This is a genomic window from Arthrobacter sp. 05T410 (assembly GCF_056396505.1).
In genome coordinates this window covers 24,976-50,542 of record NZ_JBFTLP010000023.1, presented here as the reverse complement: position 1 = coordinate 50,542, position 25,567 = coordinate 24,976, and the positions used below count along the sequence as shown (strand labels likewise).

General features: G+C 67.6%; 26 protein-coding genes and 1 tRNA gene. 10 read left to right on the top strand and 17 right to left on the bottom strand.

All coding sequences use genetic code 11. From position 1 onward, the window contains the following. Positions 1-54: 54 nt before the first annotated feature. From ispF to AC1DFR_RS19360, 3 genes are all read right to left on the bottom strand, one after another. A complete protein-coding gene (gene ispF, locus AC1DFR_RS19370; RefSeq protein ID WP_476874218.1) occupies positions 55-573 on the bottom strand; it encodes a 2-C-methyl-D-erythritol 2,4-cyclodiphosphate synthase in 519 nt (172 codons plus the stop codon). Further along, on the bottom strand, positions 570-1,415 hold the full coding sequence (gene ispD, locus AC1DFR_RS19365) for a 2-C-methyl-D-erythritol 4-phosphate cytidylyltransferase (RefSeq protein WP_476870941.1): 846 nt from the start codon (positions 1,413-1,415) through the stop codon (positions 570-572). Before ispD ends, ispF begins: the two co-directional genes overlap by 4 nt. Before the next feature lie 168 nt (positions 1,416-1,583). Beyond that, the gene (locus AC1DFR_RS19360; protein WP_026266570.1) at positions 1,584-2,066 is read right to left on the bottom strand and encodes a CarD family transcriptional regulator; all 483 of its coding nucleotides are present in this window, start codon (positions 2,064-2,066) and stop codon (positions 1,584-1,586) included. Positions 2,067-2,392: 326 nt separating this feature from the next. Between AC1DFR_RS19360 and AC1DFR_RS19355 the strand changes: the two genes are divergently transcribed. Continuing rightward, complete coding sequence (locus tag AC1DFR_RS19355; protein ID WP_223915304.1) at positions 2,393-2,962, top strand: hypothetical protein; 570 nt, start codon at positions 2,393-2,395, stop codon at positions 2,960-2,962. Positions 2,963-3,103: 141 nt separating this feature from the next. Here AC1DFR_RS19355 and AC1DFR_RS19350 read toward each other — a convergent pair whose 3' ends face one another. Both AC1DFR_RS19350 and AC1DFR_RS19345 read right to left on the bottom strand, forming a co-directional pair. Then, positions 3,104-3,784 (bottom strand): response regulator transcription factor, encoded by a 681-nt coding sequence (locus tag AC1DFR_RS19350; RefSeq protein ID WP_018774213.1) that lies wholly within the window; start codon positions 3,782-3,784, stop codon positions 3,104-3,106. Continuing rightward, the gene (locus AC1DFR_RS19345; protein WP_476874224.1) at positions 3,781-5,013 is read right to left on the bottom strand and encodes a sensor histidine kinase; all 1,233 of its coding nucleotides are present in this window, start codon (positions 5,011-5,013) and stop codon (positions 3,781-3,783) included. Before AC1DFR_RS19345 ends, AC1DFR_RS19350 begins: the two co-directional genes overlap by 4 nt. Before the next feature lie 207 nt (positions 5,014-5,220). Here AC1DFR_RS19345 and phoU point away from each other — a divergent pair, with 207 nt between their 5' ends. Continuing rightward, the gene (gene phoU / locus AC1DFR_RS19340) at positions 5,221-5,883 is read left to right on the top strand and encodes a phosphate signaling complex protein PhoU (protein WP_079552056.1); all 663 of its coding nucleotides are present in this window, start codon (positions 5,221-5,223) and stop codon (positions 5,881-5,883) included. Positions 5,884-6,035: 152 nt separating this feature from the next. Here the strand turns inward: phoU and AC1DFR_RS19335 are convergent, their stop codons facing one another. Then, entirely contained in the window at positions 6,036-6,782 is a 747-nt protein-coding gene (locus tag AC1DFR_RS19335; protein WP_230009468.1) for a phosphoglyceromutase, read from the bottom strand. A 178-nt stretch (positions 6,783-6,960) separates the two neighbouring features. Here AC1DFR_RS19335 and AC1DFR_RS19330 point away from each other — a divergent pair, with 178 nt between their 5' ends. Continuing rightward, complete coding sequence (locus tag AC1DFR_RS19330; protein ID WP_476874217.1) at positions 6,961-7,809, top strand: class I SAM-dependent methyltransferase; 849 nt, start codon at positions 6,961-6,963, stop codon at positions 7,807-7,809. 69 nt (positions 7,810-7,878) lie between these two features. On the opposite strand, the gene AC1DFR_RS19325 is transcribed toward AC1DFR_RS19330, so the two are convergent. Beyond that, positions 7,879-8,238, bottom strand: a complete 360-nt coding sequence (locus tag AC1DFR_RS19325; RefSeq protein WP_476874216.1) for a DUF2516 family protein — start codon at positions 8,236-8,238, stop codon at positions 7,879-7,881. Between the two features lie 9 nt (positions 8,239-8,247). After that, the gene (locus AC1DFR_RS19320; RefSeq protein ID WP_476874215.1) at positions 8,248-9,444 is read right to left on the bottom strand and encodes a trans-sulfuration enzyme family protein; all 1,197 of its coding nucleotides are present in this window, start codon (positions 9,442-9,444) and stop codon (positions 8,248-8,250) included. A 134-nt stretch (positions 9,445-9,578) separates the two neighbouring features. Between AC1DFR_RS19320 and tmk the strand changes: the two genes are divergently transcribed. From tmk to AC1DFR_RS19300, 4 genes are all read left to right on the top strand, one after another. Next, a complete protein-coding gene (gene tmk, locus AC1DFR_RS19315) occupies positions 9,579-10,235 on the top strand; it encodes a dTMP kinase (RefSeq protein WP_476874223.1) in 657 nt (218 codons plus the stop codon). Further along, complete coding sequence (locus AC1DFR_RS19310; RefSeq protein WP_223914375.1) at positions 10,232-11,374, top strand: DNA polymerase III subunit delta'; 1,143 nt, start codon at positions 10,232-10,234, stop codon at positions 11,372-11,374. The genes tmk and AC1DFR_RS19310 overlap by 4 nt, the downstream gene beginning before the upstream one ends. Before the next feature lie 60 nt (positions 11,375-11,434). Beyond that, on the top strand, positions 11,435-13,018 hold the full coding sequence (locus tag AC1DFR_RS19305) for an alpha/beta hydrolase (protein ID WP_476870943.1): 1,584 nt from the start codon (positions 11,435-11,437) through the stop codon (positions 13,016-13,018). 114 nt (positions 13,019-13,132) lie between these two features. Continuing rightward, positions 13,133-13,205 (top strand) — tRNA-Thr (locus AC1DFR_RS19300). A gap of 187 nt (positions 13,206-13,392) precedes the next feature. Here AC1DFR_RS19300 and AC1DFR_RS19295 read toward each other — a convergent pair. From AC1DFR_RS19295 to AC1DFR_RS19285, 3 genes are all read right to left on the bottom strand, one after another. Next, positions 13,393-13,914, bottom strand: coding sequence for a DUF805 domain-containing protein (locus tag AC1DFR_RS19295; RefSeq protein ID WP_476874222.1), 522 nt, complete (start codon positions 13,912-13,914; stop codon positions 13,393-13,395). A gap of 496 nt (positions 13,915-14,410) precedes the next feature. Next, positions 14,411-15,163: an HNH endonuclease family protein gene (locus AC1DFR_RS19290; RefSeq protein ID WP_476874214.1), complete on the bottom strand. Its 753-nt coding sequence runs from the start codon at positions 15,161-15,163 to the stop codon at positions 14,411-14,413. A gap of 148 nt (positions 15,164-15,311) precedes the next feature. Then, positions 15,312-17,093: a cellulase family glycosylhydrolase gene (locus AC1DFR_RS19285; protein WP_476874213.1), complete on the bottom strand. Its 1,782-nt coding sequence runs from the start codon at positions 17,091-17,093 to the stop codon at positions 15,312-15,314. A gap of 190 nt (positions 17,094-17,283) precedes the next feature. Between AC1DFR_RS19285 and AC1DFR_RS19280 the strand changes: the two genes are divergently transcribed. After that, on the top strand, positions 17,284-18,597 hold the full coding sequence (locus tag AC1DFR_RS19280; RefSeq protein ID WP_476874212.1) for an MFS transporter: 1,314 nt from the start codon (positions 17,284-17,286) through the stop codon (positions 18,595-18,597). On the opposite strand, the gene AC1DFR_RS19275 is transcribed toward AC1DFR_RS19280, so the two are convergent. After that, on the bottom strand, positions 18,594-19,067 hold the full coding sequence (locus AC1DFR_RS19275; RefSeq protein ID WP_476857935.1) for a hypothetical protein: 474 nt from the start codon (positions 19,065-19,067) through the stop codon (positions 18,594-18,596). The genes AC1DFR_RS19280 and AC1DFR_RS19275 overlap by 4 nt on opposite strands. Before the next feature lie 86 nt (positions 19,068-19,153). On the opposite strand from AC1DFR_RS19275, the gene AC1DFR_RS19270 reads away from it, so the two are divergent. Together AC1DFR_RS19270 and AC1DFR_RS19265 are read left to right on the top strand one after the other, a co-directional pair. Next, positions 19,154-20,191 carry a hypothetical protein gene (locus tag AC1DFR_RS19270; RefSeq protein ID WP_476874211.1) on the top strand — a complete coding sequence of 346 codons (1,038 nt, stop codon included), beginning with the start codon at positions 19,154-19,156 and terminating at the stop codon, positions 20,189-20,191. A 36-nt stretch (positions 20,192-20,227) separates the two neighbouring features. After that, the gene (locus tag AC1DFR_RS19265; RefSeq protein ID WP_476870949.1) at positions 20,228-20,485 is read left to right on the top strand and encodes a hypothetical protein; all 258 of its coding nucleotides are present in this window, start codon (positions 20,228-20,230) and stop codon (positions 20,483-20,485) included. A gap of 195 nt (positions 20,486-20,680) precedes the next feature. Here the strand turns inward: AC1DFR_RS19265 and AC1DFR_RS19260 are convergent, their stop codons facing one another. The 5 genes from AC1DFR_RS19260 to AC1DFR_RS19240 all read right to left on the bottom strand — a co-directional run bounded on the left by AC1DFR_RS19260 (position 20,681) and on the right by AC1DFR_RS19240 (position 25,561). After that, positions 20,681-21,526, bottom strand: coding sequence for an aldo/keto reductase (locus AC1DFR_RS19260; protein WP_028276361.1), 846 nt, complete (start codon positions 21,524-21,526; stop codon positions 20,681-20,683). 153 nt (positions 21,527-21,679) lie between these two features. Next, positions 21,680-22,147 (bottom strand): hypothetical protein, encoded by a 468-nt coding sequence (locus AC1DFR_RS19255; RefSeq protein ID WP_243181865.1) that lies wholly within the window; start codon positions 22,145-22,147, stop codon positions 21,680-21,682. A 7-nt stretch (positions 22,148-22,154) separates the two neighbouring features. Continuing rightward, a complete protein-coding gene (locus AC1DFR_RS19250; RefSeq protein WP_476874210.1) occupies positions 22,155-22,832 on the bottom strand; it encodes a bacterial proteasome activator family protein in 678 nt (225 codons plus the stop codon). Positions 22,833-23,016: 184 nt separating this feature from the next. After that, the gene (locus AC1DFR_RS19245) at positions 23,017-23,208 is read right to left on the bottom strand and encodes a YbdD/YjiX family protein (RefSeq protein WP_476874209.1); all 192 of its coding nucleotides are present in this window, start codon (positions 23,206-23,208) and stop codon (positions 23,017-23,019) included. A gap of 13 nt (positions 23,209-23,221) precedes the next feature. Next, on the bottom strand, positions 23,222-25,561 hold the full coding sequence (locus AC1DFR_RS19240) for a carbon starvation CstA family protein (RefSeq protein WP_476874208.1): 2,340 nt from the start codon (positions 25,559-25,561) through the stop codon (positions 23,222-23,224). Positions 25,562-25,567 lie beyond the last annotated feature (6 nt).

Sequence of the window (25,567 nt, the reverse complement as noted above, 5' to 3'; positions counted from 1 at the left end):
GCTTAACCAGCGGCGCCCAACCTGCGGTGCTTCACCTGCTGTGACCTGCGGTGCTTAGCCTGCCCGATACACGAGCGCTGTTGCCACGGCCGAGATCCCCTCGCCGCGGCCGGTGAACCCGAGCCCGTCGCTCGTGGTGGCTGTGACGCTCACCGGCGCCGCGGCAGCGGCACTGAGGACCTGCTGGGATTCCTCCCGCCGCGGGCCGAACTTTGGCCGGTTGGCCACGAACTGGACGGCGATGTTGCCGATTTCGAATCCGTGGGCGCGAACAATCCGGGCGGCCTCGGCAAGCAGGGTCACGCCGGATGCTCCGGCATATTCGGGCCGGTCCGTACCGAAGTGCGTGCCCAGATCCCCGATCCCGCAGGCCGAGAAGAGCGCGTCGGCGGCGGCGTGGGCCACGGGGTCGCCGTCTGAATGGCCGGACAGACCCCGCTCCCCCTCCCAGAAGAGGCCGCCGAGCCACAGCGGCTGCGGCTCGTCCTCGGCGGCGAAGGCATGGACATCGACTCCGACCCCGGTCCGGGGAATGACCGGGGGAACGGCTGGCGGGTTGGTGGACATGCTCATCCCTCCACCCAGCGCAAGCCCAGGGGCCCTTCGAGAAGGCCTTCGGCCAGGATCAGGTCCAGGGGCGTGGTGATCTTCAGGGACTGGCTGGCGCCGCGTACCGCGTGGACCGGGACCCCGATGAGCTCCACGAGCATCGCGTCGTCCGTGACGAGGGCGGCCTGGCCGGCGTCGAACCCGGAGGCAGCTTCGTGGGCGCGCTTGAGGGTACTCAGGGCGAATCCCTGCGGTGTCTGCACGGCGCGGAGCGATTCCCGGGGCGCTGTCCCGGTGACCAGTTCGGGGGCCACCGCGGCGCCGTCGCCGGTGGTCGGTTCGACGGTCTTGACGGTGTCGACGACCGGTATCACCGGAATGACGGCCGAGGCACCGGCGCCGAGCGCCGCTGCCACGCGGTGAAAGACGGCTTCAGGCGTCAGCGCCCGGGCGGCGTCGTGGACCAGCACCGATTCGATATTGGGCAGGAGGGCCGCCATCGCTGCGCGGACTGAATCGGCGCGGTCCGCACCGCCGTCGACGACCGTCACCACGGGAGCCCGGACGCCGGAGCCCGACGCCGCGCCGGAGTGTCCGGCCGCAAGCTCCTGCGTGAAGGCCTCGCACAGCGCCCGCAACTCGGTGTCGCCCGGGGGGAGCGCAATGCAGATCTGCTGTGCGATCCCGGCAGCCGCCACACCTCGGAGGGCGTGGGTGAGGATGGTGTCCCCGCCGAGAGGTACTTTTGCTTTCGGCATGCCGTAGCCCAGGCGCTGGCCGGAGCCGGCGGCTACAACTATGACCGCTGTGGCGGGACCGGGCTGTGACGTATTCGCCTGTGACGTATTCGTCGGTGCAGTATCCATGGGCACAAGACTACGTCCCCGCGCCTCGGACCGGGGCGCTCAAAGGGACCACAACCGATAGCGCAACGGAGGGGGCGGCCGCTGAAAAAGGGCAAAAAGAAGCCCCGGCGGCTGACGCCACCGGGGTTCGATTCTTATCTGCGCCGGCCCTGCTGGGCCGGCCCTGTGCTAGGAAGCCAGGACCTCGTCGAGAACGCTTGCAGCCTTCTCTTCATCAGTCTTCTCAGCCAGTGCCAGTTCCGAAATCAGGATCTGACGGGCCTTGGCCAGCATGCGCTTCTCTCCCGCGGAGAGACCCCGGTCGTGATCACGGCGCCAGAGGTCGCGGACGACCTCTGCTACCTTGATGACGTCACCGGAAGCAAGCTTTTCCAGGTTTGCCTTGTAGCGACGCGACCAGTTGGTGGGTTCTTCAGTGAACTCGGCCCGCAGCACGTCGAACACGTGCTCCAAGCCTTCCTTGCCCACTACGTCCCGAACCCCTACCAGGTCAACGTTTTCTGCTGGAACTTCAATGGTCAGATCACCCTGAGCCACCTTGAGCTTGAGATACATCTTCTCTTCGCCCTTGACAGTGCGCATCTTGATTTCTTCAATTTTGGCTGCACCGTGGTGAGGGTAAACTACTGTCTCGCCGACCTCAAAAACCATGTGGACATTCCCCTTTCCCGCAGACCAGTTTATCACGATTAAGGCATACAACTGGCATCAAAAGGTGCCGGGAACCGCATGAATCCGGGGAAAATGGCCTCAATCCGCCCCCTCAAACCCCTTGACGAATGCGGATAATAGTGCCTGCGGCCCTAACTGCCAAGAGGTTTCCGTCCCCCGCCGAGCCGGGTCCCGTCGCCGGTGACGCACGCTTGGCAGCGCTTGTGTGTAGTCGCCGAATCCTTGTTTGCGGCCGATTGCGGCTAGGCTATGGCTGAATAATGTTTCAAGACTCTCAAGGAGTGCGTGACGTGCGTTTCACTGCGATGAACCGGGGCCAGCGCGGCAAGCTGGCAATGGCAACGGCTGCACTTGGCATCGGCCTGTTGTCCCTGACCGGCTGCGGCTACATCAACGCCCAGCAGACCACGGAGCAGTACGCGGCCTCGGACGGAACCCGGACTGATCTCGGTGCGCTGCAGCTGCGCAACTTCATCATCGTCTCCGATGGCGAGGACAAGCCGGGCCGCGTGATCGGCGCCGTGTACAACACCTCCTCCAATGACGTGGTGCTGACCATCAAGGGTGCGGAGGGCTCGCAGACCCAGGTTCCGGTCAAGAAGAACTCCTACACGATGCTCAACGACTCCACCGACGCCGCGATCCTGAACCCGGCCGGCGCCAAGCCGGGCGCCGTCCTCGATGTCACCATCTCCGAGAACGGCACCAATAAGGAAGCCAAGTTCACGGTTCCGGTCATGGACGGCACGATCGTCGACTACAAGTCGTACCTGCCGACGCCGGCGCCCACCGAGTCCGGCACGGCCACCTCGACGGAGACGGCTACGCCGACCGAGACGGCCACGCCGACGCCGAGCAGCACGGCCGGCCACTAGCTTCAACGGCTGGACCTATTGCAAAAGGAGGGGCACCTGCAGGTGCCCCTCCTTTTGTGTCCCCTGATGTTCTACTGCGCCGGACTTCCAGCGGCCCGGCAGCAGCGGCAGCAGCGGCCGCCGGGCTGCCTCTTCCGATCTTTAGGGCTCGAACTTGTAGCCCAGCCCCCGGACGGTGATCAGGTACCGCGGCGCGGACGCATCCGGCTCGATCTTGCTGCGCAGCCGCTTGACGTGGACGTCGAGGGTCTTGGTGTCCCCCACGTAGTCGGAGCCCCAGACCCTGTCGATCAGCTGCCCGCGGGTCAGGACCCGGCCGGAGTTCCGCAGCAGCATTTCCAGCAGCTCGAACTCCTTGAGCGGCAAGGCGATCTGCTCGCCCCCGACGCTGACCACGTGGCGTTCAATGTCCATCCGAACAGGACCGGCCTGCACTGTGGTGGAGACAAGTTCCTCCGGCTCGCTCTGGCGCCGCAGGACGGCCCGGACCCGGGCCACGAGTTCCCGCGAGGAGTAGGGCTTGGTGACATAGTCGTCGGCGCCCAGTTCGAGCCCCACCACCTTGTCGATTTCAGAGTCCTTGGCCGTCAGCATGATCACGGGCACCCCGGAGCGCTGCCGGAGTTGGCGGCAGACCTCCGTGCCGGACTGGCCAGGCAGCTGCAGGTCCAGGAGCACGAGGTCGGCGCCGTTGCGGTCGAATTCGGTGATGGCGTCCAGTCCGTTGTCCACCACCTCCACTTCGAAGCCTTCTTTACCCAACAGGTAGGACAGGGGGTCGCTGAAGGACTCCTCGTCCTCGACAATCAGAATCCTGCTCAAGCGGTAGCTCCTTGCTCATGGACGCCTGCGGCGTCACGTCGTTGCGGTCTGGGGTCCCGACTGGAAGTTTGGGCAGCCGGCTTGCCCGCCTCGGGGGCGTCGCCGTCGTCCTGCCCTTCTATCTCGGGAAGTCGAATGGTGAACGTGGAACCCTGGCCGAGCCGGGACCACAGGGTCACCTCGCCGCCGTGGTTGGAAATGACGTGCTTGACGATGCTCAGGCCAAGCCCGGTGCCGCCGGTCTGCCGCGAGCGGGCAGCATCCACGCGGTAGAAGCGCTCAAAGACGCGCTCCTGGTCCTCGGCGCTGAGCCCATCGCCCTGGTCCGTCACCGAGACCGCCACGAGACCGTCCTTGGCCCGGATGCCCACGCCCACCTTGGTGTTCTCCGGCGAGTAGCGGATGGCGTTATCGATCAGGTTGCGCAGGGCGGTCACGAGAAGGTCCTGGTCGCCGTAGACCAGGGCATCGGCGTGCCCGCCGACCACCAGCTGGATGTTCTTGCTCTCGGCCGGCAGCGCGGAGCGGTCCACGGCCTCGCTGACCACGAGGTTGATGTCCACCGGGCGGCCCTGCTGCGCGACGTTGGCGCCCTGGAGCCGGGAGAGTTCAATGATGTCCTGGACAAGCGCCGCAAGCCGTGTCGATTCCTTGTGCATGCGCTTGGCGAACCGCTTCACCGCCTCGGGGTCGTCAGCGGACGACTCGAGTGCCTCGGCCAGGAGGGAGATCGCCCCGACCGGTGTCTTCAGTTCGTGGGAGACGTTCGCGACGAAGTCGTTGCGGACTTCCTCGGTGCGGGTGAATTCTGTCCGGTCATCGGCCAGCAGGAGGACATATTCCTCCGTGATGACGGCGGCCCGGACCTGGACAACGATCGTGCCCTGGCCGAGCGGGCCTCGCGGCAGTTCCAGCTGCTGTTCGAGGATGACGCCGTCCCGCCGCACCTTGGCCGTCAGTTCCAGCAGCTGCTGGTGCACCACCGTGTGCCCGCGGACCAGGCCGTAGGCGTAGGCGGCGGGGCTGGCGCGGACCACGCCGTCGATCGCATCCACCACCACGAACGCGCGGCCGAGGACGGCGAGCACTTCCGCGGCCCCCTCGGGCAACGAGGGGTCATCGACGTCGACGTCGACAATATGCCGCTGCTGCTCACTGACCCGGAACGCGAGTACGCCGAACATGCCAAACGAGAGGCCGATCAGGCCGGCGATCACGCCGATGAGCATTGGATCCACGGCTCCAGCTTATGCTCTGCCACGTGACCGAATCCGAAATCTCCTGCGATTCGGGCAGCGGTTCAGCTAACGTTCACCTATTGGGGCGTAACAGTTCACCGGACACTGAAAGAGTTGACAGTTGGAGCGCCGGTAGGTGAACCGAAATAGGCCCGCCACTTCGATTGCAGGCAATATTTCCGAGGAAAGGACGCACACGTGCGTAAGGTTTTTCAGGAGGAGCTCGCCCAGGTAAGGGAACAGCTCGTCGAGATCTCAGCGCTGGTCACAGAGGCCATCGACAAGGCCACGACAGCTTTCCAGGGCGCCGATATCGACCTCGCCGAGGACGTGATTGCCGCCGATGCCCGCATCGACTTCCTGCAGAACAGCCTCGACGAGCGGGCCATCGACATCCTCGCCCTCCAGGGCCCGGTGGCGAGCGATCTGCGCATGCTGGTTGGTTCGCTCCGGATGAGCGCCTCGCTCGAACGCATGGGCGACCTCGCCCGGCACCTGGCCCAGCTGGCGCGTCTGCGCTATCCGGCGTCAGTGGTCCCGGACCAGCTGCGGGAGACCTTCAAGGCTTTCGCGGAACAGGACCTGCTGATCGCCCAGAAGCTCACGGAGCTGCTGGCAACCCGCGACCTCGGCGTGGCCCGGGAGATCATGAAGGCCAACGGCGCCGTCAACGACCTTCACCTGAGCGTTTTCCAGGCGATCGCCCGCAGCGACTGGCAGGAGTCGCCGGCCACCACGGTGGACGTTGCCCTGGCCAGCCGCTACTTCGAGCGCTTCGCGGATCACGGCGTCTCCGTGGCCCAGAAGGTCACGTACCTGGTGACGGGCGCGTGGCAGCCGAGCACGATCGAGCACAACTGACTCCGGCCAACTGCGGCTGACTCAGCAGCAGTTACAACGGCGCTGATAGCACCGCGCTGATACGAACGACGGCGTCCGGTCACCTTGGGGGTGGCCGGACGCCGTCGTTTGTGCGCTGTCCCTTACTTAGTGCCTGCCCGGGCGGGGGCCGGTTACTTCTTGCCCTGGTTGGCGACTGCCTTGATGGCCTCGGCGGCGGCCTCGGGATCGAGGTAGGTGCCGCCCGGGTTCAGCGGCTTGAAGTTCTCATCCAGTTCGTAGACCAGCGGGATGCCGGTGGGGATGTTCAGGCTGGCGATGTCCTCGTCGCTGATCCCGTCAAGGTGCTTGACGAGGGCGCGGAGCGAGTTGCCGTGGGCGGTGACCAGGACGGTCTTACCGGCCCTGAGGTCTTCCTTGATGTCTGATTCCCAGTACGGCATGAGCCGGATCAGGACATCCTTGAGGCATTCGGTGCGCGGGACGGCGTCGCCGAGGTCCGCATAGCGCGGGTCCCCCACCTGGGAGAACTCGGAATCGTCAGCCAGGGGCGGCGGCGGGGTGTCGTAGGACCGGCGCCACAGCATGAACTGCTCCTCGCCGAATTCGGCGAGGGTCTGGGCCTTGTCCTTGCCCTGCAGCGCGCCGTAGTGGCGCTCGTTGAGGCGCCAGTCGCGCTTGACGTCGATCCAGCCGCGGTCGGCCTTTTCCAGTGCCATGTTCGCCGTGTTGATGGCCCGCTTCAACCGCGAGGTGTAGAGGATGTCGGGGAGGATGTTGTTCTCCACGAGCAGCTCGCCGCCGCGGACCGCCTCGGCACGGCCCTGGTCATTGAGGTCAACGTCCACCCAGCCGGTGAACAGGTTCTTGGCATTCCAGTCGCTGTGGCCGTGGCGCAGCAGAATCAGCTTGTAAGTCATGCTTTTCATCCTAGCCGAGCGGTTGGCGGCGGTGCCGAGCGTTACACCGCGCGCGTTTCAGAGCGTGCCTCACCTTCTGCTTCACCGCGTGCTTCAGGGCAACGCGGGGTCGCTCCCGGCCCATCCAGCGCCCATCACGGAAATGAGGTGACCCCGTGTTGGAGGATAGGCTTGGGCGGTGGTACAGAAGGCTGAACGGGTGCTGGCCCCCCGAAACAAGGGCGGAACGAGAGGCGGCGTGCGCGGCGGCAGGCCCGTGGGTAACGTGACCCGCGGAACCACGAACCCCAACCGGATGCGCCGCGTGGACCGCTGGCTGACCGGGCCGCAGGCATGGCGGCTGCGGGCCGCGGCCCATCCTCTCGCCGTCGACCTCGGGTACGGCGCCTCACCGGCCACCGCCGTCGAACTTTTCGAACGCCTCGCCGCGGTCCGCGGGGACGTACAAATGGTGGGGATCGAAATCGAACCGGAGCGCGTCCGGCAGGCCCAAGCCCTTGAACGGCCCGGCTTAAGGTTCCAGCTGGGCGGCTTCGAACTGCCCATGACCGGAAAGCCCGTGCTGGTCCGTGCCTTCAACGTGCTGCGGCAGTACGAGGAAACCGACGTGGCGGGCATCTGGCGGCTGGTGCAGGACCGGCTGGCCCCGGGCGGGCTGTTCATCGACGGCACGTGCGATGAGATCGGGCGGCGCGCCGCCTGGGTGGCGCTCGACGTCGAGCGGCCGCTGAGCCTGAGCCTGTCCATGCGGTTCGGTGCCTTCGTGCTGCCCTCCGACGTTGCCGAAAGGCTCCCGAAGGCCCTGATCCACCGCAACGTGCCCGGCGAGAAGATCCACACCTACCTGCAGGCGATGGACCAAGCCTGGCTGGAAGCGGCGCCGCTGGCGGCCTTCGGAAACCGGCAGCGCTTCGGGGCTATGTGCCGCGCACTGCTCGACGCCGGTTGGCCGATCCAGGACGGCCCGTCCCGCTGGCGGCTGGGCGAAGTGACGGTCGGCTGGGAAGCCGTGGCCCCGGGAGCTTAGGCGCCGGTGGTGGGCCCACGCCGGCAGGGTTCCCTGGGCGAGCTTGCGAGCTTAGGGTGCCGGTGCGGATCACCAGGGGCCGTAGGGGCCCATGTTGCTGCCGCGGCCGCGGCCGGCGTCCTTGACGGCGGGGCGGACGTCGGCGAGGTACACGGACGCGGCCGTCACGGCTGCAAGGCCGAAAACCCCGAGCGAACTGGCGCCGCCACCGCTGCCCAGCTGCGAGAGCAGGGAGAACAGTCCCACGGCGAACGCGCCGCCGGTCAGGGCCAGCCAGAAGGTCTTGGTCCGCTTCGATACGGCCTCGAACGCGTTGGCCTTGTGCCGGAGGCAATCGAAAAACGCCCATGCCTCAAGGACAAAGGCCACGACAGCCAGGACCAGGTAAACCCCGGATTCGACAAAGTAAATGAGTATGCGTCCGTCCACTCCCCCAGCCTAGCCGTCCAGAGTGCCCAATGCCTGCTCCAAATCGGCCCAAAGGTCTTCCACGTTCTCAATGCCCACGCTCATCCGGACCAGGTTGTCCGGCACGCTCTCCGGCTCGGCGGCGTGCCGGCGCCGGCGTTCGATCAGGGATTCCACCCCACCCAGGGAGGTCGCGGGGAGCCAAAGCTGCAGGGCGCGGATCATGCGGTCCGCGGCGTCCGCGCCGCTGAGGCCCCTGCCCTGCCCACCCACCGGTGCCACCTCGATGCACAGGACGGAACCGAAACCCTTCATCTGCTCCTTGGCCCGCGCGTGGCCGGGGTCCGAGGCCAGCCCGGGGAAGCGGACGCCGGCCACCTTCGGATGACCGTCGAGCCGCTCGGCCAGGATTTGGGCCGACGCCTGCGAACGCTCGATCCGCAGCGCCAGGGTGCGGAGCCCGCGCAGCGCCAGCCACGCCTCGAATGGTCCGGCGATTCCGCCGTGGATGGTGCGGTGGTGCAGCAGGGCGGCGCGGAGACCGGCGTCGGACGTCACCAGGGCACCGAGTACGACGTCGGAGTGGCCGGAGAGGTACTTGGTCACCGAATGCAGCACGACGTCGGAGCCCAGGCTCAGGGGCTGCTGCACCAGGGGCGTGGAAAAGGTGTTGTCCGTGACGACGATGGCGCCGGCCACATGCGCCGCGGCGGTCACGGCCCGCATGTCCGCGACGCCGAGCATGGGGTTCGTGGGGCTCTCCAGCCAGAGCATGCTGGCGGCGCGCCCGCCGGCCGGGGCAAGCGCCGCAAGTACAGCGTCGGTGTCCGCGATGTCTACCGTCCGCAGCTCGAGGAACCCTTTGGCCGCCAGTTCGGTGGCCATGGTGACCGATCCCGCGTAGCTGTGCGACGGCATGACGAGGACGCCCTGGGCGGGCACCAGGGACAGGGCCGAACTAACGGCGGCGAGTCCCGAGGCGTAGAGCAGGCCCGGCAGTTCCGCGCCCTCCAACTGGCCCAGCGCCTCTTCAAAGGGGTCCCACGTGGGGTTGGAATACCGGCCGTAGCCGCGGTCGCCGTCGCCCAGCGGTCCCGTACCGAAGTAGGTCGAGGACAGCACCAGCGGCGGGTTGACCGGTTCGTCGCGGGTGCGCGGCGGGCGCCCTGCCGCGACGACCAGGGAATCCGGCGAAAGCGAGGCGGCCTGTTCTTCAGTAAGACTCATGAGGACAGGGTACGTGGGCGCCCGGCAGGGTACCCAAGCCGTTACGCCGCAGACTTTGCGCAGACTAGAGCGTCGGGGATTGTCGGTACTCTTGAACGGTGACTACCCAGAGCCCCGGAGCGTCCCGCCGAAAGTTGACCGGCCTGTTGCCCGGACTGTTTATTGCCTTCGAAGGCGGAGACGGCGCCGGCAAGTCCACGCAGGCGGCTGAACTCGCCAAGGCCCTGGAATCACGTGGTTTTACCGTGTTGCGGACCCGGGAACCGGGCGGCACGGCGATCGGTGAGAAGCTGCGGTCCCTCGTGCTGGATCACGGCCACGGCCACATCGATGCCCATACCGAGGCCCTGATTTTCGCGGCATCCCGGGCGGCGCACGCGAGCCAGGTCATCCGCCCCGCCCTGGAACGCGGCGAGATCGTCCTCACCGACCGGTACATCGATTCCTCGGTCGCGTACCAGGGCGCCGGCCGAGGCCTCGGAACGCAGGCGGTCCGGGACATCAATGCCTGGGCCACATCGGACCTGCAGCCGGACCTGACCGTACTTCTCGACGTCGAACCCGCCGTTGGCCGGCAGCGGCGCACCGCCGGCCAGGCCGCCGAAGACCGCCTCGAGTCCGAGGCCGACGAATTCCATGCCAAGATCCGGGCGGCCTTCCTGGACCTCGCCTCGGCCCGGCCGGAGGCGTATCTGGTGCTGCCCGCCCGGCTGCCCGTCGCCGAACTCGCCGCCCGCATCCTCGAGCGCGTCGAATCCCTGCTGGCCGTCACCCAAAGCAGCACAGCATGACGGTCTGGGACGACCTCCAGGGCCAGGACGCCGTCGTGGCCCAGTTGCGCCAGGCGGCCCAGAACGAAGGGCTCACGCACGCGTGGCTTTTCACCGGCCCGCCCGGCTCCGGCCGTTCCAACGCCGCGAAGGCGTTCGCCGCGGCCCTGAACTGCGACCAGGAGGACGTCAGCCTGCGCGGCTGCGGCGAATGCCCGGCGTGCCTGACCATCCTCGGCGAAACCCATTCCGACGTCGCGTTCGTGCGCACGGAGAAGGTCACCATCACCATCGACGAGGCGCGCGAGCTCGTGTCCACCGCCGGGAACCGGCCCTCGTCGGGCCGGTGGCGGATCATCGTGGTGGAGGACGCGGACCGGATGGCCGAGCGGACCACCAACGTGCTGCTCAAGGCCATCGAGGAACCCACGCCCCGCACCGTCTGGATGCTCTGCGCCCCCTCCCCCGCCGATGTCCTGGTGACCATCCGCTCCCGCTGCCGGCCGGTGGCGCTGCGGCTTCCGCCGGCCGCCGCCGTCGCTGCCCTGCTGGTCAAGCGCGACGGCGTGGACCCGGCGGTCGCCGAGCGCGCCGCCCGCGCGGCGCAGAGCCACGTCGGGATCGCCCGCCGCCTGGCCCGGGACCCGGAGGCCAGGGAGCGCCGGCTCGAGACGGTCCGGTTTCCGCTGTCCCTTCGCGGCGTCACGGCGGCGGTCATGATGGCCGAGAAACTGGTCAAGATCGCCACCGAGGAAGCCAACAGCTCCAACGACGAGCGCGACGCCGCCGAGAAAACCGCGCTTCTTACCACCCTCGGGGCACCCGAAAGCGGCACGCTGCCGCCAGCCATGCGGAGCCAGGTCAAGCAACTCGAGGACGACCAGAAGCGCCGCGCCAAGCGTTCCGTCACCGATTCCCTTGACCGCACCCTGACGGACCTGTTGTCCTTCTACCGGGATGTCCTGATCATCCAGATGGGGAACGCAGTGGAACTCGTCAACGTTGAACTCAGAAGCGAACTCGAAGACTTCGCCTCCCGTTCCACCGCCGAAGTGACCCTTGCCCGAATGGACGCCATCAACAAGGCCCGCACGCGGATCACCACAACCAACGTGGCCCCGCTGCTGACGATCGAGTCCATGGCTTCCAGCCTTATTTGACGGTTCCGGCCGCTCCAACGATCATCTTCGCTTTCGTTCCTAGCCTCCAAGGAGAACCGCATGAAGCCTGCTCGACCCAAGTCCGCAAGATCCCGATCCCTGGCGATCGGCATGCGGGCCGTCGGCGCCGTGGCCCTGGCCCTCACGCTGGCCTCGTGCACCCTTTTCGGCGGCGGGGGCGGCAACGGGTCCAGTGCGCCGGCATCGGGGACAGCGGGGCAGGCGGACCCGTCAATCGTGGCGGCCGCGCCGGCCGAACTGCGCAGCTATTACTCCCAGCAGGTCGACTGGAAACCGTGTGAAGGCAACTTCCAGTGCGCCAAGATCAAGGTTCCGCTGGACTACAGCAAGCCCGACGGCGAACGCATCGAGCTTGCCGCCATCAAGCTCGCCACGACAGGTGACAAGAAGGGCACCCTGATGGTCAATCCGGGCGGCCCGGGCGGCTCGGGGTACGACTTCGTCAGGGATGCGGCCAACACCAACATTTCGGACAAAGTCCGGTCCGCCTACGACATCGTGGGCTTCGACCCCCGCGGTGTGAAGCGCTCCGCCCCGGTCACGTGCCTCACGGACAAGGAACGCGACGCGTCACGCGCCAAGACCTACGCCCTGGACACCGACGCCGGACTGGACGAGGCCCTGGCCGACAACAAGGCCATCGCTGCCAAGTGCGTGGAGAAAACCGGACCGGTGCTGGCCCACATCGACACCTTCAGCGCCGCCAAGGACCTCGACATCCTGCGCGGCGTGGCCAACGACTCAAAGCTAAACTACCTCGGCTACTCCTACGGGACCCTGCTGGGCTCCACCTATGCGTCGCTGTTTCCGGACAATGTGGGCCGGTTGGTCCTCGACGGCGCCATGGACCCGTCGCTGAGCAACGAGGAACTGACCCGCGACCAGGCCGTGGCCTTCGACAAGGCCCTCCACGCCTATGTCGCCAAATGCCAGCAGACGTCCGGATGCCCCCTCACGGGAAGCACCGAGGAAGGCGTCCAGCAGATCCACAACGCCATCAGCGCGGCCGAGGCGAACCCGCTGCCGGCGAAGGACGGACGGAAGGTCTCGGGCTCCACGTTTGTCAGCGGCCTCATCATCCCGCTCTACAACGATGACAACTGGCCGATCCTCACCCGTGCGCTCGCCACCGCCCTGGCCGGCGACGGCACGGGCATGTTGCAACTGGCCGACTTCGGCGCCGACCGCGATCCCAGCGGCACCTACACGTCAAACAGCACCTTCGCCTTCAACGCCATCAACTGCCTGGACTACCCGATGGTGTCCGACACCGCGTCCATGCGGGCCGAGGACCAGAAGCTGCGCCAGCTGTCGCCCACCCTGGGCTACTACTTCGCCTATGGCGGCAGCAACTGCAAGGACTGGCCGTACAAGAACGTCCGGACCCCTGCCCCGATCGAGTACAAGGGCTCGGCCCCGATTGTCGTAGTTGGAACCACCGGCGACCCGGCTACCCCCGTGGAATGGGCCAGTTCGCTGCGCAAGCAGCTTGGGAACGCCTCGCTGCTGACCTGGAAGGGTGAGGGCCACACGGCGTACGGCCGTTCCAACAGCTGCATCGGCAACGCGGTCGATGACTACCTGGTGGACGGAAAGGCCCCGGCGGACAACACGGTCTGCTAGGTCCGTGACGGGGCCGCATGGCGGCTTCGGTCGCTCATTTTGACCCGGACGCCGGGACTCTATTACAGTTGTCTCTTGCATGATCCGCCCGGTTCGCCGGGCATTCATGTGGTTGCTTCCTTAGCTCAGTTGGTAGAGCGTCTCACTCGTAATGAGAAGGTCGCCAGTTCGATTCTGGCAGGAAGCTCGGGAAGAACCCCGTATCACCGTTGACTTAACGGGGATACGGGGTTTTTTATTGGTTGCGGCGGGACGGGGCCGTACGGCGCCGCATAGGGCCAGGGCACACCTATGGCAGAAGAAGGCCCCGCAGCCCACAGGGGCGGCAGGGCCTTCTTGTAGTTCGTGCGGGGTCAGTGGGTGCGACCGGATGCTTATGCGGGGACGTCGAAGCGCTGGCCCTCGGGTTTTGATTCCAGCAGCGTGAAGACGAGGAGAATGATCCCGCCGATAAACGGGATGAGGACGATGAGGTACATCCAGCCGCTGAAGTTCGAGTCGTGGAGGCGACGGACCGTCAGGGCCAGGGACGGGACAATGACTGCCAGGAACCAGACGGCTGCCAGGATCAGCCCGATCATATAGGCGGGGCCGGGGACGCTGGCGCCGTTGGGGCCCAGTTTTGCGCCGGCCGCGCCACCGGCAAACATGATGACGTTCAAGACGATCGAGACGAGTCCGGAGACGAGCATCCACCACCAGTATTCGCTCCGGCTGGCGCGGCCGGAGAACGTCCCGTACTTCTTGAAGAACCGCGACGCGGCCTCTGGCAGGGAAGCGCCGTAGAGCGGTGCCCAGAGTGGCACGGGCCCGGATCCCTGAGCCGGGTATGCCGCAGCGGCGTACGGGTTCGGCGCCCACCCCGGGTTCTGCCGGGGCTGCTCGCTGGGCCACATCTGCCGGCCGGTGCCTTGCTGAGAATTATGCGGATCTGACAAGTGATGCTCCTTCACTGGTGTGGCGGGTGGATCCGGGAGGGTCAGGGGCCGTCGGCCGCGGCGGAATCGCTGAAGTGTGGCGCCTGGCTCGGCGGGGGCTGGACATGGGTCTGGGCACGCTCGGCTCCGCGGCGTTGCGCGTTGTGGACCTCGAGGCGGTGACGGCCTGCGATGACGGAGCTTAGACTGCTGCCGAGTAGCCGGCGCGGTTGTGCCATGGTCCCCCCAATACCGGGCACCCCAGCGGGCCCCCGGCTGTCATGCTACCGGCGTTTTCGTCCCGTGGGCACTATGGCATCCCGGAATGTTTCCGCAGGTCAGGGAGCAGAACGGGCCGACACCTTGGTGTGCCGTCCTTAGGGACGGAAGCTGCTCGACGAGACGGACGTTTGGTCGCGGGTTGGGCGCGGGTTAGGCGGCGCAGCCGAAGGTACCCCTCAGGGATGCGGTGCCGCTACTTGCAGGTGGCGAGAATCCCGGCGATGGCGTCGTGCTCGGGACGGGTCATCCACAGCTTGTACTTGGCCTTCACAGCAGTCTGGCGGGCGACGTATTCGCACCGGAACGCCTTGTTGGCTGGCAGCCAAGCATCGGCCGAGGAATCTGACTTCTGCTGGTTCGCGGGGCCGTCGGCGGACATCAGGTTCAGCGGATCATTGGCGAGCTGGAGGCGCTGGCCGGCGCTGATCTGCTGGGCGCCGGTCTGCCAGGCCAGCGACAGGGGAATAATGTGGTCGATCTGGACGTCCGCCGAGTTCTCACCACGGGTGAAGGTGATGGTCTTGCCGGTGTATTTGTCTGCAAGCTTGCCGGAGGCGATGACGCAATCCCTGGTCCCGGGCTTGGTCGTCACGTCGGTGAGGTCACGGCGGAGCATGTCGTTGCGCGTGTCGCAGCCGTTGTGGTCCACATCGGACCAGGCGGGACCGAACTGCCCGCGGCTGTACCCGGTCTTTGGGGCCTTGCCCTTCAACGGGATGGACGCCAGCTGGGCTACGGCCGCGGCGGCCTCGCCCGGGTGCGCGGTGCCGGTGCCGGTGCCGGTGCCGGGAGCCTGGGACGCGGCCGCGCTGTGCACGGCGTCAGCGACTTTGGCGCCAACGTGGGCTGCGGCATCACAGCCGGCGAGGGAGCCTGCGAGAAGCAGGCCGGCAAGGACGGTCAGGGACTTGGTGGCGGCGGAGCGGGAGATGTTCATGCCTATCATGAGTGCGGCGAAAATGACCAGATTACCCGCGCCCCGTTCCGCGCCCGCGCAGGCCGGAGCATGGAGTCGCTCACGTGCAGCTGTGGCCGCGGCTCCAGGCTGCTTCTCGTCAACACGTTGCGCGGTGAGGGCGTCCTTGCACGGCCGGCTACTTCAGGGTGAGCACCGGGTTCACGGGAGCCTTCAGCGAATCCACCTGCAGGCCTACGGACAGTTTCTGGCCGGCGGCGACCTTGGTGGCCCAGTCCGAGCCGCTGCAGGTCACCGACACCTTGGGGAGTACCGTGCAGCTGATGCCCCAGGAGTTGGCCACCCGGGTGACGTTCGGATCGGGCCAGCTCACGCTCCAACCGGCCGCCGCCCGGAGGCCGGTGACCTCAATATTGGCCACGTAGCCGCCGGTCCATGAACTGCCGAGTTTCCAAACCGCGCTGATCGGCGCGCCCGATGTAGGGGTGGGAGACGGCGAGGGCGTCGGCGTGGCGGTCGGCGTCGGCGTCGCCGTGGCCGTGGGCGTGACGGTCGGCGTCGGCGTCGCGGTGACGGTCGGCGTCGGGGTGACGGTCGGCGTCGCGGTGACGGTCGGCGTCGCGGTGACGGTCGGCGTCGGGGTGCCGTTCAGGAGGGGCGCGAGCGCGGCCAGTTTGGCGGCCTCCGGGGTGCGCCAGTCCGCCTGGACAAGGCCTCCGGTAATGCCGCTGTTCGGGTTGAACGCCCAATACGCGAAGCTCATGGAATTGGTCCCGAGGTAGGAGACGATCTTCTCCATCCACTGCTTGTCCGACGTGGTCTGCAGCGCGGTCCCGAACTCTCCGAGCAGAACCGGGGCGATGCCCTGCTTCTGGATGTAACCCCAGTTGGCATCCCACACGGCCGGCAGGTTGTTGGGGTAGGTGGGGTCGCTGAACCACTTCTGCGCAAACAGCGACGCCGGGTAGTCATGCGGGGAATAGACCACGCGGTTGGGCGTGGCCAGGGTGACCGGCTTGTTCTTGACGTCGGCCAGGCCGCCGCCCCACCAGGTGGAGGTGCCGTTGCCCTGGTTCTCGATGCCCTCAACGATGATCAGCAGGTTGGGGTTGGAGGCCAAGACGGCGTTGCCGCCGCGGGTGGCCGCGGCCTGCCAGTCGGTGGCCGCGGCGCCGCCCCACGTCGCCGCCCCGGCAGGCTCATTGTGAAGGTCGGCGCCGATGACGGTGGGATCGTTCTTATAGCGGGCGGCGAGCATCTTCCAGTCAGCGATCCACTTCGACTCCGGGTAGGCGGAGGTGTACCAGAGCGGGGACTGGTCGGCCGAGGACGGCCGGTGCCGGTCCAGGATAATCTGCAGGCCGTTGGCCTTCGCGCGGGCGATCACGGTGTCCATCAGGACCAGGGGCGTCTTGCCCTCCAGCGCGTAGGCGCGGTTGGCCCAGTAGTTCAGGTTGCCCTTGATGGATGCCGCTGCCAGGCACTCGTTGGAGAACGGCAGGCGGACGGTGTTGAATCCCATCGATTTGATGTTGGCCAGGGCCTCGTCGATGGTCAGGGTTCCCCAGAGCCCGTGCGGCATGCAGTCGGTGGTTTCCATGCCGAACCAGGACGCGGCCTTGATCGTATACGGGGCGTTGTTCGAGTCCAGGATCCTCGCGCCAGAGGTGTGCAGCCAGCCGGTGGGCTGCGGCGTTGTGGCGGCAGAGGCCAGGGGAAGCGAGGCCGCGGCGACGCCGGTGAGGGCCAGTCCGGCAGCCACAGCGATGCCCAGAAGTGTGGCAGTCAGGCTCGGGCGCCTTCCCCCGGCGTGGAGTGGGGGATTCGAAAACGGTTTCACAGTTCCTCCGTGAGAATGGCGTGCAGGTGCGGCCTGGTTGGTGCGGCTCTTGGCGCGCGGGGCGGCACCGAGGATGAGGGCCCCTTCCGGCGGGTGCCGGTGGGTGCCGTCCGAGCTCATGGGTGTGTTGCCTTTCAGTCCGTCATTGTGGGTCCCCCCGGCCCGCACAATACGGATCGGCTCTCAAAAAGTACCAAGCTGCCGCCCAGAAAGAACCTCTTTGGCCAATATTTCCTTCTGCGCCTCGACCCCGCGACAGGCCCCTGACCTGCGTATTGTCTTTTTCCGGGCCGTCCGTCAGCCTTAGGAAATGGAACGGCCCCGGCGCAGGATGCCAGCCGGCCAGCAATACCCGCCGTCGCGGTCCGGCCAAACCGGGAATTGGCGGCACCGGCTGTGGGGCCCGGTTGTCGGCTTCGGCCTGGTCAGCCTCGCCGCGGACATGGTGTCCGACGGCGCCCGCCCGCTCGGCGGTCCCCTGCTGGCCCAGCTCGGTGCGTCCGCGCTGTTCGTCGGCCTCGTGACCGGCGCCGCCGAAGCCGCGTCCCAGGGACTCCGGCTGGTGTTCGGCCCCTGGGCGGACCGCACCGGGAAGTACTGGACTTTCACGATGGCCGGCTATGTGCTGACGGCGGTGTGCGTCCCGCTGCTGGCATTGACGCCGTTCGCCGGGACCGCCGGGATGGCCCTGGCGGCCGTGCTCATCATCGGGGACAGGGTCGGCAAAGCCGTCCGAAGCCCGGCGAAAACCGTGCTGCTCGCCACCGTCGCCGGGCCGGTTGGCCGGGGCCGCGGCTTCGCCGTCCACAAGTCCCTCGATCTGGCCGGGGCGCTCTTGGGCCCGCTGCTCGTCTCGGCGGTGCTGGTTACCACCGGCTCACTGCCGGCAGCCTTTGCGGTGCTCATCATTCCGGCGGCGGCGGCGCTGGCGATTCTCGTGTGGCTGCGCCGCCGCGTCCGGGATCCCGGCGCGGACAGGCCTGCGGCCGACCCCTCCGTACTGCCGGAGCCGCCCCGCGGGAAACCCGCCGGGCGGCCGCCGTCGGCGCTCTCCAGCGTCTTCATCTTGTTTGCGTTGGCCGGGTTCTTCTGGAGCGCCGGACTGGTCGCCTTCGGCGTCATCTCCTATCACCTGACGGCCGACGTGGCCGTCCCCGTCCCGGTGGTTCCGCTGCTGTACGCCGGCGCCATGGGGGCCGGCGCCGTCGGGGCCCTCGCCAGTGGCGTCCTGTACGACCGCGCCGGGGCGGCCGTGCTCCTGGCACTTCCCGTGCTGATTATGGGGGTGCCCGTGCTGGCCCTGGCGCCGAGCGCCGGGCTCGTGCTCGCGGGCGTCCTGGTCTGGGGCGCCGCCACCGGCATCCAGGACTCCACGGTCAAGGCGTTGGTTGCCGATCTGGTGCCCCAACCCCGGCAGGGCACGGCGTACGGGGTGTTCGCGGCGTTCGAGGGCGCCGGCGCCTTGGCCGGCGGCGCCCTGTACGGGTCACTTTACGGCGCACGGCCGGCGCTCATCGCTGCCGTGGCCACACTGCAGGCAACGGCCTTCGTCCTACTGCTCGTCACGCTGCACCGGGCCCGGCACGCATCACCTGGCCAAGGGCCCGCGGATGGGCTGACTTAGCGCGCCCAGACCGAGGCCGCGCCGGAATGTCCCGTGATGATGCTCTGGTAAATGAAGAAGCCCCCCGCGAGGGCGCCGGCAATCAGGACGGCTCCCCGGACAATCCGGTTGCTCCGAAGGCCGCCAAGGAACGCCAGGCGCCGGCCAAAGGGCTCGTAGGTGACTATCAACATTGCCGCGACCAGGACGAAGAAGATCACGGAAAGCACTTTGAGTACGTCACCTTCCTGGGCGTGCTCGTGGACCACCGCCGACGCCGGACGGACTTTCTCCAACTGCTCGCCTGCCTGCGCGGTCAGGAGTGTTACTGGCACCAGCCCCAGTGACAACACGCCCAGGGGCCAGGCCAAGTAGCCCCACCAGCGCCGTGCCACGGCATAAACGATGGCGGCAAGACCTGCGATGGGCGCTAATACGACTACGGCGTGGACGAGCAGGACATGGGCCGGGAGCCCACCAATTTCGATCAAGTGAAATCTCCTCCAGAACGTGACGGCACCGGGGCTGATGATGGGGCAGCGAACTCGCGGCGGGGCCAGACTCCTATGATTCTTGCATGGGATCGCGGGAACTAGCGGGCATTGCCGGACCGCTCTATGCATTGCCCTACGGGGATTTCGTGGCTGCTAGAACGGCGGCGGCCAAAGACGTCAGTTCCGCGGGCGTCACCGCCGCCGAGCAGCGTGCCCTGGCGGCCGCAGTCCGTGCCCTGCCCAAGCCGTCGGTGGCGGCGTGGGCGGTGAACATGCTGGCGGCGCACAGCCCCGAAATCCTGCGGGAGCTGGCTGTGCTGGGGACGTCGATGCAGGCCGCACAGGATGCCCTGGATGCAGCGGACCTCCGTCGCCTCGCCCAGCAGCGGCGCCAGCTCCTCGGCAGCACGGTGAAGGCGGCACAGGCCTTGGCGGCCCGGCACGGACGGGCCATCAGCGCCGCCGTCGCAACGGAAGTGGAGCAGACCCTGCGGGCCGCCACCGCCGATCCGGGGGCCGCCGCCGCCGTGCAAAGCGGCTGCCTGCTCCGGGCGCTCTCGGCGGACGGGGTCGACGTCGTCGATCTCGCCGGCGCAGTGGCTGTCCCGGGGAGCCATGCGGCGACGGCGCCCGGCACTGGAGCCGCGCCTGGAACGGCCAGCGTCCGCGGGACAGAACCAGCGCCCGGCGCCGGCGGGACAGAACCGGCGGACCGGACCGCACAGCGTGGCACAACTGCCGGCGGAAAGCCGACAACGGAACAACCCCGCCTCCGGGCCGTCGGCACGGCACGGATGACGCCCGCGCCGTCGGCGGTGGAACGGGCGCGGGCCGCCCTGGAGGCGGCCGAAGTGGCCGCCGCGGAAGCCGACGAGGAGGCAGGCCGCGCGGCCGCGGAGCTGGCGGAGGCGGCGGCGGAAACCACCCTGCTGGCCGACGAGGTGCGCGAGCTCAGGCGGCGTCTGGACGCGGCAGAAGCCGGGCTCAAAACGGCCCGGAAGAATCACGAGCTGGCGGCGGCTTTGGCGCAGCAGACGGCACGGGCCGCCGACCGGCAGCGCCGCAAGGAAGTCCTGGCGCGGGAACGGGTGCTGCGGCTCGGCAACACGCCGGAGGAGTGAAGTCTTAGTGTCGGAGGTCAGTCGCACACTGGAATCATGGAGAACAACCAGAATTTCCAGCAGAGTTTCCGCCATGATATCGAGTCAGATTTTGAGGCGGATTTCAACAACGCACAGGACGGCGCACTGTATTTCGCGGTCACCTACCTGGACACCGACTGCGGCCGGATCCGCACCGAGAGCTTCGATGACGCTGCCGCCGCAGACCGCTTCGCCAGCCGCTGCGTTGCGGGCGAAGACGGCTGGGCCGTGGTCGATGCAATTCCGGCGAAAGAGCGCCGGGCCGCCGCCTGACTCCGGGGGCTTTCGGGACCGGCGCCTGTGTCCGGGCCGTCTATCTCCGAGCGCGTGGGATTGGCCGGTCACGGTCGCGGACGTCAGGAAGGGGCCGGACGGCGGGAAGGTGCCGGACGCCCGAAGGGCCTCCACCCCGTGCGGGGTGAAGGCCCTGTGTGATCGCCGGCTGGCTGCCGGCGTCATGGGAGGTGCTTAGGCGAAGTCGGAGACGGCCGGATCCGGTCCGATCCGGCCGGCATCTTCGGCGGAACGGTCCAGCCCGTTGATGGCCTGGATGTCGGTCTCGTCGAGGCTGACGTCCAGGGCCGCGTAGTTCTCGCGGATCCGGGACTCGGTCACCGACTTCGGGATGACCACGTTGCCGATGGCCAGGTGCCAGGCGATGACCACCTGGGCCGGGGTGGCGCCGTGCTTGGCGGCAATCTGGGCAATGACGGGGCTCTCGAGGAGCTCGCCGCCCTGGCCCAGCGGCGACCATGCCTGGGTGAGGATGCCCTTGGACGCGTTGAACTCGCGCAGGTCGGCCTGGCTGAAGAACGGGTGCAGTTCGACCTGGTTGATGGCCGGAACCACGCCAGTCTCATCGATCAGGCGCTGCAGGCCCTCCTTGGTGAAGTTGGAGACGCCAATGGTCTTGACCCGGCCCTGCTTCTGGAGCTCGATGAGCGCCTTCCAGGTGTCAACATATTTGTCCTGCTTGGGCTGCATCCAGTGGATCAGGTACAGGTCCAGGGTCTCGAGGCCGAGCCGCTCCATGGATTCCTCGAACGCCTTCAGGGTGGACTCGTAGCCCTGGTCCGCGTTCCACAGCTTGGTGGTGATGAAAATTTCCTCGGGCTTGAGGCCGGAACGCTCGATGGCGCGGCCTACGCCTGCTTCGTTGCCGTAGATCTTTGCCGTGTCGATGTGGCGGAAGCCGGCCTCGAACGCCTGGACAACCACCTTTTCGGCCACGTCATCTTCAACCTGCCACACGCCGTAGCCAAGCTGGGGGATGGTGTTGCCGTCATTGAAAGTCAGTTCCGGTGAAAAAGTCATATAAGTATCCTGCCAACTTCGGCGCCCTCCGGCCAGCTACAGGGCGCCGCTAAGCTAGGCGCGTAACCGGGAATACCCGGGAATTTCGGGAAATATCGGGAACCCCAGCCATGCCGGGGCGGGCCTGTGCAAGAGACTAATTCGCGTAGCGGCTCAGGCTGGCGTCGGCCCGCCGCCGTCGGCTTCCGCAAGCCGCCGCTCGGCGTCGTGGACCTGTTCCAGCACGGAATCGGCGCGCCGCCGCACCGACGCGGCACCCGCCGGGACCGGCCCCACTGCGAGCCGGAGCATCGCGGCCGCCTCAGCCGTCATGGCCAGGGAGTTGCCAGCCGTCGACAGGGCGCGGTGGACCCCTGCCAGCGGCCCCGGGATATCCAATCCATTGCTGGGAAAGCGCCGCTGGGCCTCCACGCAGACCTGCCGGACCCGGGGCGCGAGCGCGGAGAGCTGATTGGCGATCTCGACGAGCTCGCCGTACAGGGCCTCGTCTTCGACCCCCTCAAGGACCTGGTGGTAGCGGTCAAGTCCGCGGTTGAACCGGTCGTGGGCGCGCCGCCAGAGCCCCTTGCCAAGTTCTGCGTCGTCCCTGCGGCCTTGCCGTGCTGCGCTGAAGAAGCCCAAGGTCGCGCTAAAGGTACTGGCCCGGGCCATGGTCAGGGTCCGCGGGTTCGGGCGGCTCGGGGGACTCCGCGCCGTGACGCGGCGCGGCGGCGCGGACCGGTTCGCCGTTTTCCCCGATGATGACGCCCGGCGCGATCACGGTTCCGGGAGGCAGCTGGCGCAGCTGCATTTGGGCGTAGGTGTGCTCCCTGGCGGCGTGCTGCGCCGCGATGGCCGTCTGGATGCCGTGGAAGAGCCCCTCAAGCCAGCCGACCAGCTGGGCCTGGGCTATCCTCAGTTCCGCGTCGGAGGGGGTGGCGTTCTCCGGAAAGGGGAGGTTGATCCGTTCGAGCTCCTCAACGAGCTCCGGGGCCAGTCCGTCCTCGAGTTCCTTGATGGACCGGTCGTGGATTTCAGCCAGCCGTACGCGGGCCGCGTCGTCCAGGGGCGCGGACTTCACTTCGTCCAGCAACTGCTTGACCATCGTGCCGATCCGCATGACCTTCGCGGGCTGGTCCACGAGGTCCTGAAGTTCGCTTCCCCGGGGCGGTCTGGGCCCGGAACCGGCTCCACGGGCGCGGCCGGGCGGCACCGCAGCCGGTGGCGCCAGGGGCGTCCCGGGCAGGGCGTCATCCACGGGTGTGCCTTCGACGGGCTCGTCGTCGGCAGTTTGGGCGCTGGGCTGAGTGTCGTGCTGATCGCTCATGGCTTCATACTCTCACGCGCCGGGCGGCCCGGACCCGGCGTCCGCCGGGAGCGGAGGGGCGGCGTCGGACACCGTTGTGCCCCACGCCGCCCCTCCCCCGGCCCGGCCAGCTGCTCAGCATCAGCCGCTCAGCAGCACCAGCTCAACAACACCGGCTCAGCAACACCGGCTCAGCAGCACCGCCTCAACAACACCGCCCCTGCGGGTTGGTGTCCTGCCGGTCGGTCCGGTCACGCCAGAAGTCCCGCTCGGTGAGGGGCGGGCTGGTGTGCCCGGCGGCCTCATGGTGTTCCAGGTACTTCTTGTAGGCATCGGCGCCCAACACTCCGCCGAGGTACGCGGCAAAGCCGCGGACCCCGGCGAGGACCGCGTTCACACCCGGCCCCGCATCAGTGGTGCCCGGACTTTTCGAGCCGGTCTCCGGCCGGGAGCTGATTCCATTCGGCCACGAGGTCACGCTCCGCCGCCGTGGGAACAAACCCTGCCGGGGCGAAGACACGGGAGGCCCGGGCGGGGTCTTCGTTCTCGGCGTTGGGGAGCCCCGCGGCCGTGTTCCGCAGGGCCTTGATGGTCGCCATCACCGCCGTGACGATGACGATGATGCTCAGCACCACGAAGATGATCGACAGCCATCCCTGGATCATGGTGTTGCGGACCACGGCCTCCATGGCGGCCTGGGTCTTGGCGGTCCCGAAGGACGTCTTGCCGTCCGCCAGAGCCTTGGCGAAGGCTGCGTTGTTGGCGAAGTAGCCCACCGCCGGAACGGGCGAGAAGATCTTGTAGAAGCTCGCCGTGATGGTCACGACGGCGGCGAACGCCAGCGGCGCCGCCACGATCCACAGGTACTTCGGGGCGGTGCGCTTGGCGGCAATGGCCAGGCAGACCGAGAGGGCGATGGCCGCCAGCAGCTGGTTGGCGATCCCGAACAGCGGGAACAGGGTGTTGATGCCGCCCAGCGGGTCGGTGACGCCCATGATCAGGACCGCGCCCCATGCGGCCACCATGATGGCCGTGCAGAGCCAGGCACCCGGGCGCCAGGAGTGTTCCTTGAACTTCGGGACGAAGTTGCCGATCGAGTCCTGGAGCATGAAGCGGGCAACGCGGGTGCCGGCGTCGACGGCCGTGAGGATGAAGAGGGCCTCAAACATGATGGCGAAGTGGTACCAGAAGGCCATCATCGCGGTGCCGCCGATGAACTGCTGCATGATGTGGGCAAGGCCGACGGCGAGGGTGGGCGCGCCGCCCGAACGCGACACGATGCTTTGCTCCCCGACGTCCTTGGCCGTCTGCGCGAGATCACCGGCCGTGATGTTGACGCCGGACAGGCCCAGGCTGTTGACCCACGCGGCCGCGGTCTCGACGGTCCCGCCGGTCAGCGCCACGGGGGCGTTCATGGCGAAGTAGATGCCGCGGTCAATGGAGATTGCGGCCACGAGGGCCATGATGGCCACGAAGGATTCCATGAGCATGCCGCCATAGCCGATCAGGCGCGTCTGGCGCTCCTTCTCGATCAGCTTCGGTGTGGTGCCGGAGGCGATCAGTGCGTGGAACCCGGACAGCGCGCCGCAGGCGATCGTGACGAACAGGAACGGGAACAGGGCGCCGGAGAACACCGGACCGTTGTCCCGGCCGGCGAACTCGCTGAAGGCCGGCACGGTGATTTCGGGGCGGACCACGATGATGGCCAGCGCCAGCATCACAATCACGCCGATCTTCATGAACGTGGAGAGGTAGTCGCGGGGGGCCAGGAGGAGCCAGACGGGCAGGATGGCTGCGATGAAGCCGTAGATGATGAGGCCCCAGGCGATGGTGACCTTGTCCAGGTGGAAGAACGCGGCACCCCATTCGGTGCCCGCCACGGCGCCGCCGCCGATGATGGCGGCCATGAGCAGCACGAAACCGATCACGGACACCTCCATGACCTTGCCCGGCCGGATGAAGCGCAGGTACACGCCCATGAAGAGGGCGATCGGGATGGTCATGCCCACCGAGAAGACGCCCCAGGGGCTCTCGCCGAGGGCGTTGACAACCACCAGGGCGAGGATGGCCACGATGATCACCATGATGAGCAGGGTTGCGACGAGGGCGGCCGTGCCGCCGATGACGCCGAGTTCCTCGCGGGCCATCTGGCCCAGGGACCGGCCCCCGCGGCGCATGGAGAAGAACAGGACGAGGTAGTCCTGGACGGCGCCGGCAAGGACGACGCCGATGATGATCCAGATCGTGCCGGGCAGGTAGCCCATCTGGGCCGCGATGACCGGGCCCACCAGGGGGCCGGCGCCGGCGATGGCGGCGAAGTGGTGGCCGAAGAGGACGTTGCGGTCCGTCCGGACGTAGTCCTTGCCGTCGGCCTTGTATTCGGCCGGGGTGGCACGGCGGTCGTTGGGCTTGGTCAGGTAACGCTCAATGACCTTGGAGTAGAAGCGGTAGCCGATCAGGTAGGTGCAGACGGAGGCGAACACAAACCAGATGGCATTGACGGTCTCGCCGCGGATGATGGCGAGCATGAACCAGGCGGTCCCGCCCAGCAGCGCAATGGCCGCCCACAGCGCGATCTTGGCGGGCGTCCAGGCGCGGTCCGCGGCGTCGCGGACCGACTCATCCACCGACGTCGGCGGGAGGGACGGGTCCGGAACGACCCCGTCGTCGAGTTGCGCGGTGCCACGCGCGCTGCCCTGCGTGAGGTTGTTTGTGCTTTCGCGTTGTGTGCCATCTGGCATTGTGCCCATGTCTCC